Raw genomic sequence first — 11,543 nt, 5'->3', positions numbered from 1 at the left:
CTTGTGGGCGTCAGGAGTCCATCTATCCCACAGAGTCCGGTTCGTGTTTCTTTTTTGGTTGTAAACTTATTGTGGAAATTTTGTGTATATAACGTTAATTTATAAGGATCATTGCGATGTGAGGAGTTGGGGGGGCAAAAGAGAAATGGTGATTGTTTTTGGAGCAAGCAGTGGGGGAGAAAAAGTACTGAGGGAATTAATTGATCTCCAAATCGATTTCTTCGTTGACAACGATCCGGAAAAATGGGGCACTTTGTTTTTCGGCTATCCTGTACATCCTCCGACAGTGATTGTTGAGCAACCATTGAAGGGGTTGAAAGTTTTTGTAGCCTCTTCTTTTTATGAGTCCATTAAAAAACAGTTGGAGTCATTTCAATTAATTGAAGGAATCCATTTTTATAATGGCCTCCAAATTGTAGAGGAAAGGACACGTTTTCGTAATTATATGACAATGTTTGAACAATATGTAGAAATGCAAGCTAAGAATATTGAACAAGAATTGCAAAGGAGAGCACTGCACGAAACCGCTGATTTTGTTGAACAGCATCTCATAGGTGTTCCTTCTTTTCCCGATCGTTACTCATTGTTGGAGTATGCATTAGGTTTAGCAAAAAAAGAGGGGCTTTTCTTGGAATTCGGCGTTTTTCAAGGAGATAGCATCAATTTTATTTCAGCCAGAGTGCCACATACTGTTTATGGATTTGACTCGTTTGCAGGATTGCCTGAGGATTGGAGAGATGGATTTCCCAGAGGAACCTTTCGAATCGATCAATTACCGATTGTAAACGATAATGTCCAATTGATTCAAGGTTTGTTTCATGAAAGTTTACCTGAGTTTTTGAAAACAAACCATGGTGATTGTTCATTTATTCATATTGATTGCGATTTATATTCCTCTGCCCGAGACATTTTTGATGCATTGGATGAGAGGATTGGAGAGGGAACCATTATTGTATTTGACGAATTTTTTAACTACCCAGGTTGGAAAAACGGAGAATTTAAAGCGTTCCAAGAATTTGTTGAGAGTAAACGGATTGCATTTGAGTATATCGCATATTGTCGCTATCATGAACAAGTAGCGGTAAAGATCAAGGGGAGAGGTCAACCATCATGAAATTGTTCGTCTTTTCTCCTCATAACGAAGGAGAGAGAAAAAGTTAAGGTGACGTGGACGTTGTGAAGAGAAAGCGTCACGGAAACCAATTCAAAATATAAGTAGTAAGGAGACAAAGTAGAGAAATGCTCAAGCTGTTTCATGATCTTCAACAAAGAGATTGGCGTGTTCAGATCCTTATGGAAACATTGGAACAATACAATGAGCAGGAAGTGGCGATCTACGGTACTGGAAAACATACAGAGTGGTTATTGGACCAAATTGGCCAGCTTGTGAATAAAGTTGCCTGCTTGCTTGATCGCGATGAAAACGTGGAAGGAGAAAGGAAATTCGGGTTGCCTGTTTGTAAGGTAGAAGAGGCCATGGCGTCTGGGATCAAAGCGATTGTAATTTCTTCTACCTTTGAACAGGCTATTTATGAACGGCTTCAGTCTGTTAGACAACAGGGAGTGGAAATCATCCGACTATATTCTCAAAAGGCAATCAGCAATGGGAAGAAAAGCGTTATCAAACGAATGCAAATGGTAGCTCGTGATTCCCAATACTATACCTTTGTTGATAGACGGAAAGGTCAGGCGCAACTTGCCATCATACTAGCGGGGTATAAACCATATCTTTGGCCATTTACTCTTGAAAGGTTGGCCAGGTATGCTCCTTCAAATGTTGATATGTGTCTTGTATCTTCCGGTCTCTACTCTGAAGAGTTGGCACGCTGGGCTGAACGTCATCAATGGTCATATTTATTTACGAAGATAAATGACGTCTCGCTGGCGCAAAACTTGGCGATTGCAGAACATAAAGAAGCAGAATGGATTTTTAAGCTGGATGAAGATATTTTTGTGACTGATCGATATTTTCAACATTTGCGTTTAGGTTATGAACGTATTTTGGAAGAAGGGCTGTTCCATCCTGGCTTTGTTGCGCCGATTATCAATCTAAATGGATACACTTACGTGGAATTCCTTAAAGCGTTAGGGTTAGACCAGGAATATAAACGGGTGTTTAGGGAGTTGAAATATGCAGCCAATGGAATTAAGTGTCACTCCGACCCAGAGGCTGCTCGCTGGATTTGGCGGCATAGCCTTCCGTTAGACGAAGTGGCTCAAAAAATTTCCGACAAGCCTTTTGACTATTCTACTGTGCCCCATCGTTTCAGTATAGGAGCGATCCTATTCAAAAGGGAATATTGGGAGCAAATCGGGGGGTTCAAGATTGGAGCGAAGGAGGGCATGCTAGGGGTAGATGAAGAGGATTTATGCCAAAAATGTGTAGAGCTTTCACGTGTCATGTGTGTAGTGCATAATGTGTTTTGTGGACATTTTTCCTTTTTCTTACAGGAGGAAGGTATGAAAGAATTTTTAGAAAAACATAAGGAGCTTTTTATAATGGGATAGATAAGAGAGTGGACCAGTGTGATGGAAAGAAATGAAAGGAGTTAAAAACATGGTAACACTGGTGGGAATTGTGATTTGCAATTTTAACAAGAAAGAATATTTGATCCGTTGTATAGAGTCGGTTTTAGCTTCGTCGTATCAAAATTTTTCGTTATATGTAGTGGATAATGCCTCAACAGATGGATCAGCTGAACTTGTACGGGAATTATTTGGTGGAAAACTCACGCTTATTATTAACGATGAAAATAAAGGAGGAGCGGGCGGATTTAATCAGGGAATGAGGGAGGCGCTTCGAGCTGGGCATCGATATATTTTATTGCTTGACAATGATGTGGTCATTGACAAAGAGGCTATAAAACACTTAGTGGATGTCTTGGAAGGCGATCCTTCTATCGGTATTGTTGGTTCGGCGATTTATAAAATGGATGTTCCTGATCAATTGCAGGAAATAGGAGCAGCTATTGATTGGGATGGGTTCAAAGTGGCTCCTTTCTATCAAAATGTCTTGCAACCAAAGCATTTGCCATACATAGTGGAATGTGACTACGTTCCAGTATGTTGCGCTTTAATTCGCGCAGATGCGATTCACCAAATCGGATTGATGGATGAAAAATGGTTTATTCATTGGGACGACATAGAATGGTGTTATCGATTTAAGAAGAGCGGATATCGTGTTGTCGCGTGTTCGCGGGCAAAAGTTTGGCATAAAACGGGAGTAGCTTTGCACACAAGCACATTTCCGCATTATTATCTAACGAGAAATAAAATCCGCTTTTTTGCCAAGTATGCGAAACAAGAAACCTTGATGGACCTTGCCAAGATGATCATTGATGAATGGTTTAAAGCGCTATATTTTGGAGGAGCTAAAGGGGTGCATAACGTCGCTCAAACGATTTATATGGCCTATGAAGATGCATTGAATAATATAACAGGAAGAGCGAAACAAAATCGAATTTTTGAGAAGGAAGTTGCAAGAGCTGATCTTCTGGAGCCATATTTGAAACATTATTCAAAGGTTGTGGCACTAGCGGGACAAAATACAAACTCTAACATTTTGAATGGCTATATGGAGAGAAAGGGGATCGAATGCCTTGTATTATGTATAAACGAAGATGAAATAGAATCGGCATTGAGAAAATGGAAAAAGAATGTTGATGAACACACACTCCTTATCTATTTTTCTAAACATATTTTAGAAACACCAAGTAAAGTTTCTCATGTCATTGTCGTGGATGAGTTTCTCAATGTTGTTGATTTGAGAGAGGAAGCCAATGCGATTGAGGTGATGCGGGACTTGTATGAACAATTCATTGCTGTTATGAGCCCATTGATTTACGCTCGACTTTGTCAATTGCATCATATATTGAACGCGTCAGAAGAAGGGAGCAACAATGAGGCAACCGTTCCCATTAGTTAGCATTGTCATGCTGGCCTGGAACCGCAAAGATGACGTGCGGGAGAGCTTGTGTCATATTCAGAAGATCGACTATGAGCCGTTGGAAATCATCGTTGTGGACAATGCTTCCACTGACGGAACAGCGGAAATGGTAGAAGAAGAATTTGCTGATGTACGTTTGATCAAAATAGGAAAAAATATTGGCATTGCTGCGTATAATGTTGGATTTGAACAGGCGAAAGGAAAATATATTGTGGCCATTGACGATGATTCTTTCCCCGCCAGACATGCGATCCGGCGAATGGTTCAAGTGTTCGAAAAGGATGAACAGCTTGGTGCAGTGGCCTTTGATGTGCGCAATTATTATCATTACGATGAGATTAAAAACGAATTAGAGGATACAGATGAGACAGTAGGAGTGAAGGCCGTAGCCAGCGACTACTTGATGTCTTTTAATGGTGCGGGCGTAGGGATTCGGAAAGATTTATTCAAAAAAATTGGATATTATCCTGAAGAATTTTTTCTTTATCATAATGAAATGGATTGCGCCTTTAAAATTTGGGATGCAGGGTATCGCATTGAATTTTATTCTAACATTGTTTCTTATCACAAGTATTCGCCTAAAAACCGCGCTTCTTGGAGAGCGCCGTTCTACTACACCAGAAATGCGTTTTGGCTCGTTTGGAAGCATTATCCTATGGATATGGCGTTAAACACAACGCTTAGATTAATATATAATTGTCTTTATTATTCTATAGAGCAGAAAACGACGGTTTACTTAAAGGCGATGTGGTCAGCTTTTCGTGAAGCATACAAATTAAAAGGAAAGCGAAAGGCAGTGGATCGGGCTATCGCACAGAAGCTGCGTGTCCCGTTCAATCTTTCATTTACATTCTATCGGTAACGCTTAGGAGGTCGGTGAAAAATAGTTTTGCATCCAACTCAGCGGCTTTGGTTGGGAAAAGGATACGAACATGACAAGGTTTTTCCAGTAGAGCCATAATGAGAATCAGCCGCTTCTTCCTTTCAGCACTGGCCTCTTTTAGGCGTAAAAGGGAATGAAGTATGTATGCATGGTTAAGGAGTACATAGTCGGATGAAGAAACTATTAATCGTTCGATCTGCAAGTATGCAACAGTTAGATAACAACCTAAAGGCTATTATCAATACATTTCCTGATTACGAGTATCATATGTTGACACATGAGCACAGTGTCAAACTTGTAGAAAAATATGATGTCATCAAAAAAATCATTGTATATCCTTATAAACAATCCTTTTCGATCAAAAGACCGGTGCCTGAATTAAAAAACGAAATTTATGATGTTGTGATCATCCCTGTTTCCAATCTGACCGGAGCTGGCTTTTTTAATGTTTTTCAATTTTCATTGTCATTAAAGTCGAAAAGGCGAATAATTTGCAATCTGATTTCTGATTTATGGGACATTACTCCAGGACAAATTCGCTGGATGAGAATGAAGCATATCATGATGTCAATTGTATCTATGACTGGATCAATCATCGCTGGGTTATTGGTTGTTCTGTTCTTGCCATTCGTGTTAAAAAGGCTTGAAAAAAAAGGAGAATAGCAACATGTTTGACTATGTCGTTGTTGGTGCAGGATTTGCTGGAGCAGTCATAGCAGAACGAATCGCTACTCAATTAAACGAAAAGGTATTAGTCATTGAGAAGAGAAATCATATTGGTGGCAACGCGTATGACTATTATGATGAAAACGGAATTTTAGTCCATAAGTATGGGCCGCACATTTTCCATACTCGTTCCAGAGAAGTATGGGACTATTTGTCGCAATTTACGGATTGGCATTTATATCATCATCATGTTCTCGGTTCCATTGATGGGAAAAAGGTTCCGATTCCGTTTAATTTAAATACATTACATGAGCTGTTACCTGAATCGCTTGCCAGACTTTTGGAAGAGAAGTTAGTGAGCAAATTCGGTTATAACGTAAAAGTTCCCATTTTGAAGTTGCGTGAAACGGATGATAAGGACTTAAAGTTTTTGGCGGATTTTGTTTATGAAAAAGTGTTTCTGAACTATACGACAAAACAATGGGGAATGAAACCGGAAGAGCTAGACCCGACGGTTACTGGAAGAGTGCCGGTATATATTTCTAGGGATAACCGCTATTTTCAAGATGCTTATCAGGGAATGCCGAAAGAAGGTTATACGAAAATTTTCGAAAAGTTATTATCCCATTCTAATATTAAGCTTATGTTAAATACGGATTATAAAGAAGTAATAGACATTGACGTTAAGAATGGAAAGATCAGTTTGTTTGGGCAGGAATTTAAAGGAATACTCGTTTATACAGGGAAAATCGACGAATTTTTTAACTACGAATTTGGTGAGCTTCCTTATCGTTCTCTTCGCTTTGAATTTGAAAACATTCAAAAGGAGTTTGTGCAGCCTGTTGGTACCATCAATTATCCGAATGAATATCAATTTACGAGAATTACGGAATTTAAACATTTAACTGGCCAAGAGCATTCATCAACAACAATTGTCAAAGAATATCCTCAAGGTTACGAACGAAATGTAAAAGGGAAGGATATTCCTTATTATCCTATTCCGAAAAAAGAAAACTTAGAGTTGTATGCCAAATATAAAGAGAGGGCGCGGCAGTTCCCGCATGTTTTCTTTGTAGGACGGTTGGCTGAATATCGCTATTATGATATGGATGCGGTTATCGCAAGGGCGCTTACCGTATTCAACAATAAAATTTCACGGTGAACTGATGAAATGAAGGACTTCGAAGCCTACATCTTCGACCTCGACGACACGCTGTATTGTGAACACGATTACGTCAGATCGGGATTTTGGATGGTGGCCAATGAGCTGGCGAATCAGCGGTCAGATATGGGGATACACAACATTTATCGAATGCTTATCGAAGAATGGCAACGAAATGGACGTGGACGGGTGTTTGATGACGTATGCAAGCATCTGGGTATTGACGCCGATATTGCCCGCCTCGTCCATCTTTATCGCAGTCATCGGCCCGATATTTCGCTATATGATGATGCGAAGGAAGTCCTGGCTCATTTGAGACAGACAGGAAAAAAGATCGGCATCATCACGGATGGGGATTCGACGATGCAATGGGCGAAAATCAAAGCTCTTGAACTTGAGCATTCCGTAGATAAAATCATCGTGACCGGTGATTTGGGAAGGGAACATTGGAAGCCGAGCGAGACGCCGTATCGAAAGATGGTCGAGTGTTTGGGATTGAATTTTTGCGATTGTGTGTACATTGGTGATAACCCAAATAAGGATTTTATTGCCGCCAAACGTCTCGGGATGGGGACCGTGCGGATTGTTCGGGAGGTTGGCGACCATATGCGAACGAAGTTGGGGACGGAATACGAGGCGGACATGACGATTCGTTCGTTGACAGAATTGATTGACAAGCGTTGGTAGGTCGAGGGAACTTTTTCCGGGTTTGGTGAAAGAGGTGGTTTGTATCAACGTCTTGGTGACCAGCATTTCGAAAAAGGTTCCTTTGCTTCAAGCGGTTCGACGTGCGATGAAGAAAATGGGAATATCAGGGGCCGTGATTGGCGCTGATCGGAATGGAAATTGTATTGGGAAATATTTTGTCGATGAATTCTGGCCAATGCCTTCTTTAGAGCATTTCACCGTTGAAGAATTCATTTCAATTTGTCGCAAGAAGCAGATCCGCTTCATTATACCGACAAGAGACGGCGAGCTTCCGTTTTTTTCGTTCTATCGCCAAGCATTCGAAGAAAACGGTATATTTGTCATGGTGTCTGGACAACAAGCGGTTGACGTTTGTCTTGATAAGCTACGGTTTTATGAAGTGCTCTCCGCTTATGGATTTCCGGTCGTTCCGACGACGCTTTCGTTGGCAGAGCTGGATGATGGCGATTATGTTGTGAAGGAGCGTTACGGAGCGGGGGCGACAAACATCGGGCTTCGTTTAACGAAAGAAGAAGCAAATCGCCATGCCCAAAAGCTAGAGGCCCCTGTTTTTCAACCTTTTATCGCCGGGGCAGAGTTCAGCATCGATCTCTATATGACAAGGACAGGGCGTGTGAAAGGAGCAGTGGCTCGAACGAGGGAGTACGTTGTCAATGGGGAGTCACAAATCACAACGACGATCCGAAATGAGAAATTAGAGGACATGTGCATCGCTGTCGCCTCCTATTTAAGATTATACGGGCATGCCGTGATGCAGGTGATCATCGACTATGAGGGGCAGTTTCATCTCATCGAGTGCAATCCCCGCTTCGGTGGAGCCTCAACGGTAAGCCTCGAAGCCGGTTTGGACAGTTTTTATTGGTTTTTCCTTGAGTCCCAAGGGGTGAACTTGAACGATTATCCATTTATCCGTTCAACCAATGAAAAGAAACAAATTCGGTATCCCGCCGATTTCGTAATCGATTTGTAAAGGGGGATTCAGTTGAAAACACTCATCATCATCCAAGCCCGCATGGGATCATCGCGGCTGCCGGGAAAAGTGCTCATGCCGCTTGGGGATACGGTTGTGTTGGACTATGTTGTTTCACGATGCCAACAAGTAAAGGAAATGGATGATGTGATTGTTGCCACGTCTACTCTGCCGCAGGATGATGCGATTGAGTCGTGGTGCAAGCAGCATCACGTTCCGTGCTTTCGCGGATCGGAGGATGATGTGCTTGCGCGCTATTATGAATGTGCAAAACCTTATCAGCCTGACTATGTGATTCGTGTGACGGCGGATTGTCCGTTTGTTGATTATGAATTGGCAGACCAAATTGTGGGAGCTATGAAAGCAGAACCATCGGATATTGTCATCGTGGAGGGAGAGTTGCCGCGCGGCCTAGTGGTTGAAATGGTGTCGTTTTCGGCGCTCGAATACATATACCATCATGGCAAAGAGCCGCGTCATCGCGAGCATGTGACATACTATGCCTATGAATTTTCAAGTGAATTCCGACGCACCTATGTTCAAGCGCCGAAAGCCATTTGCCAACCGCAGTTGCGCATCACGTTGGATACCGAAGAAGACTATCAATTGTGCGCGGCCGTTGCGAACCATTTCAAAGGGAATCGGCTCGTTCGTTCGAGCGAGGTCGTTCAGTTTTTACTGGATCATCCGGATGTGGCCAAGCTCAACGCCCATGTTCAGCAAAAACCGGTGGTGTAAAATGTGTACGCGGAGGCAAAGCGATGAGTCATCAAAATAAAACGATTGTCCTTTATAATGGGCAAAGTCAGTATGGTGTGCTTCGATATTTTATTCAAGATCTCGCTGCAAGTTTTATTTTTGGAACGTGAATTTAAGGACGGAGAAGATCTTCTTTTGTACTCTTTTGCTCCATATCCTCATGCTAGGATACAGTCATTTTTAGATGATAATGCAACGTTGCAGAAGATTGCTGAAAATGGAAGAAAGAAAGTCATGGAAAAGCATACTTGGCTGGCAAGAGCGGAAAAAATCGTTGAAACGGTTATGTATCACAAACATTTTATGGCTTGAATGGATAGAGGCGGATAGGATCATGAATATTTTATTCCGTGTCGACTCATCGTTTGCGATCGGCACTGGTCATGTGATGCGCTGTTTGACATTGGCGAGGATGTTGAAAGACGCCGGTTGTGCCGTTTATTTTGCCATGAGGGCGGGCCCAGGGGATTTGTGTGATGAGGTGGAAAGAAATGGGTTTCTTGTGTTCCGGCTTATTTACAACGGACCTGTGGTACAAGAAGTGGACGCACAATGGACGATTGATGTGGTTCGACGATTCCTTCCGTCAGTAGATTGGTGCATTGTCGATCATTATGAACTTGACCATCGCTGGGAAGAAAACGTGAGAGCTTATGTCGGTCGTGTGATGGTGATCGATGATTTAGCGAACCGACCTCATCAATGTGATTTGTTGTTGGATCAAAACTATTACCGTCAGGCGCAACAGCGGTATCATAGTCTTGTGCCGCCAGGCTGCCGTCTATTGTTAGGTCCACAATATATGTTGTTGCGGCCGGAATTTTATGAAGCGAAAAAATTCTCCAATCTTCGCAACGGTCAAGTGAAGCGGATCCTTCTGTTTTTCGGCGGCAGCGATCCGACGAATGAAACGGAGAAAGCGCTGCATGCTTTCAAGGAGTTGGATGTTCTTGATGTGGAAGTTGACGTTGTGGTAGGTAAAGCCAATTCGAATCGTTTTCGCGTGGAACAATTCTGTCGTGAAATGGGCTTTCATTACCATTGCCAAATTGATTACCTTGCTGAGTTGATGGCAAAGGCGGATTTTTCGCTGGGGGCCGGCGGCGTGTCGATGTGGGAACGATGCTTTCTCGGCCTGCCCTCCGCGGTGACGATCGTGGCGGAGAACCAAAGGCGATCGACGGAAGACGCTGCCGCGTACGGAGCCGTTTGGAATATCGGTTGGCATGCAGATGTAAAATCGGCTGATTATGCCGATATCATAGATAGAGCGGTGGCTTCGCGGGAAGAGCTGAAGCACATGAGCCGCAAAGCGCTCGAATTGGTGGGGAGTACAAAAGCGTATATCGTACATCCGGTCGTGAAGGCGTTATTGGAGGGATGATTCATTGATCAAAGACATTCAAATTGGCCACCGTCTAATCGGGCGAAATCATAAACCATTTATTATTGCAGAAATGTCCGGTAACCATAATCAATCGTTGGAGAGAGCGTTGGCCATCGTGGAAGCAGCAGCGCGGGCGGGTGTCGATGCGGTGAAATTGCAGACGTATACGGCGGATACCATGACGCTCGATATAGACGAAGGAGATTTTTTTATTGATGACCCTGATAACCTTTGGCAAGGGAATTCGCTTTATAAGCTCTATCAGGAAGCGTACACGCCTTGGGAATGGCATGAGCCGATTTTTCAGCGCTGTAAAGAATTAGGGCTTATTGCGTTCAGCACCCCTTTTGATGAAACGGCCGTTGAGTTTTTAGAGGAATTGAATGTGCCTGCCTATAAAATCGCCTCGTTTGAAAATACGGATTTGCCTTTAATACGCAAGGTTGCCGCAACAGGGAAACCATTAATGATTTCAACAGGAATGGCGACAGCGGCGGAGTTGGACGAAACGGTTAGAGCGGCGAGGGAATCGGGATGCCACGACCTCATTTTATTAAAATGTACAAGCACATATCCCGCGACGCCAGAGAACTCACATTTGGCGACGATTCCGCATATGAGAGAGCTGTTTCAATGTCAAGTAGGGTTGTCCGACCATACGATGGGCATTGGGGTCAGCGTCGCCGCTGTTGCGCTCGGAGCTACTGTCATTGAAAAACATTTTACCCTTTCACGCGCAGAAGGAGGGGTGGATGCAGCCTTTTCCATGGAACCGCATGAAATGGCTGCATTGGTGACGGAAACGGAACGGGCGTGGCAAAGCATCGGCGGGATTCAATATGGTCCTACGAAAGCGGAGGAAGCATCATTGAAACATCGGCGGTCGTTATACATTGTGCGCGATATGAGAGCGGGAGAAACGTTGACGAAGGAAAACGTGCGCGCAATTCGTCCTGGAAATGGATTGCCGCCGAAATATTTCGATCAGCTGCTTGGAAAAACAGTGAAACGTGACGTAAAAAAAGGAACGCCGGTGACATGGGATTTATTATGGTAAGGAGT

12 protein-coding genes are annotated in these 11,543 nt (G+C 43.0%); all 12 read left to right on the top strand.

Going from position 1 to position 11,543, the window contains the following annotated elements; all coding sequences use genetic code 11:
* The first annotated feature begins 145 nt into the window (after positions 1-145).
* The 12 genes from GYMC52_RS16265 (at position 146) to pseI (ending at position 11,538) form a co-directional block, all read left to right on the top strand.
* Positions 146-1,114, top strand: a complete 969-nt coding sequence (locus tag GYMC52_RS16265) for a class I SAM-dependent methyltransferase (protein WP_013524643.1) — start codon at positions 146-148, stop codon at positions 1,112-1,114.
* A gap of 125 nt (positions 1,115-1,239) precedes the next feature.
* Positions 1,240-2,508 (top strand): hypothetical protein, encoded by a 1,269-nt coding sequence (locus GYMC52_RS16260; protein ID WP_013524642.1) that lies wholly within the window; start codon positions 1,240-1,242, stop codon positions 2,506-2,508.
* A gap of 49 nt (positions 2,509-2,557) precedes the next feature.
* Entirely contained in the window at positions 2,558-3,925 is a 1,368-nt protein-coding gene (locus GYMC52_RS16255) for a glycosyltransferase family 2 protein (protein ID WP_013524641.1), read from the top strand.
* Positions 3,900-4,808, top strand: coding sequence for a glycosyltransferase family 2 protein (locus tag GYMC52_RS16250; protein WP_013524640.1), 909 nt, complete (start codon positions 3,900-3,902; stop codon positions 4,806-4,808). The genes GYMC52_RS16255 and GYMC52_RS16250 overlap by 26 nt, the downstream gene beginning before the upstream one ends.
* Before the next feature lie 192 nt (positions 4,809-5,000).
* Positions 5,001-5,492 (top strand): hypothetical protein, encoded by a 492-nt coding sequence (locus GYMC52_RS16245; protein WP_013524639.1) that lies wholly within the window; start codon positions 5,001-5,003, stop codon positions 5,490-5,492.
* A 4-nt stretch (positions 5,493-5,496) separates the two neighbouring features.
* Positions 5,497-6,657: a UDP-galactopyranose mutase gene (gene glf, locus GYMC52_RS16240; RefSeq protein WP_013524638.1), complete on the top strand. Its 1,161-nt coding sequence runs from the start codon at positions 5,497-5,499 to the stop codon at positions 6,655-6,657.
* Between the two features lie 9 nt (positions 6,658-6,666).
* Positions 6,667-7,344, top strand: a complete 678-nt coding sequence (locus GYMC52_RS16235; protein WP_013524637.1) for an HAD family hydrolase — start codon at positions 6,667-6,669, stop codon at positions 7,342-7,344.
* A 25-nt stretch (positions 7,345-7,369) separates the two neighbouring features.
* Positions 7,370-8,335 carry an ATP-grasp domain-containing protein gene (locus GYMC52_RS16230; protein WP_230982775.1) on the top strand — a complete coding sequence of 322 codons (966 nt, stop codon included), beginning with the start codon at positions 7,370-7,372 and terminating at the stop codon, positions 8,333-8,335.
* 12 nt (positions 8,336-8,347) lie between these two features.
* A complete protein-coding gene (locus tag GYMC52_RS16225; protein WP_013524635.1) occupies positions 8,348-9,073 on the top strand; it encodes a cytidylyltransferase domain-containing protein in 726 nt (241 codons plus the stop codon).
* Positions 9,074-9,130: 57 nt separating this feature from the next.
* Positions 9,131-9,406 carry a glycosyltransferase gene (locus GYMC52_RS16220; protein WP_230982718.1) on the top strand — a complete coding sequence of 92 codons (276 nt, stop codon included), beginning with the start codon at positions 9,131-9,133 and terminating at the stop codon, positions 9,404-9,406.
* 22 nt (positions 9,407-9,428) lie between these two features.
* Positions 9,429-10,478, top strand: coding sequence for a UDP-2,4-diacetamido-2,4,6-trideoxy-beta-L-altropyranose hydrolase (gene pseG / locus GYMC52_RS16215; RefSeq protein WP_013524634.1), 1,050 nt, complete (start codon positions 9,429-9,431; stop codon positions 10,476-10,478).
* Between the two features lie 4 nt (positions 10,479-10,482).
* Positions 10,483-11,538 carry a pseudaminic acid synthase gene (gene pseI / locus GYMC52_RS16210; RefSeq protein ID WP_013524633.1) on the top strand — a complete coding sequence of 352 codons (1,056 nt, stop codon included), beginning with the start codon at positions 10,483-10,485 and terminating at the stop codon, positions 11,536-11,538.
* Positions 11,539-11,543: the final 5 nt, after the last annotated feature.

This window comes from Geobacillus sp. Y412MC52 (genome assembly GCF_000174795.2).
In the GTDB taxonomy this organism is placed as follows: Bacteria; Bacillota; Bacilli; order Bacillales; family Anoxybacillaceae; genus Geobacillus; species Geobacillus thermoleovorans.
The sequence above is the reverse complement of the archived record's forward strand: the minus strand, read 5'-3'. Positions and strand labels throughout refer to the sequence as shown.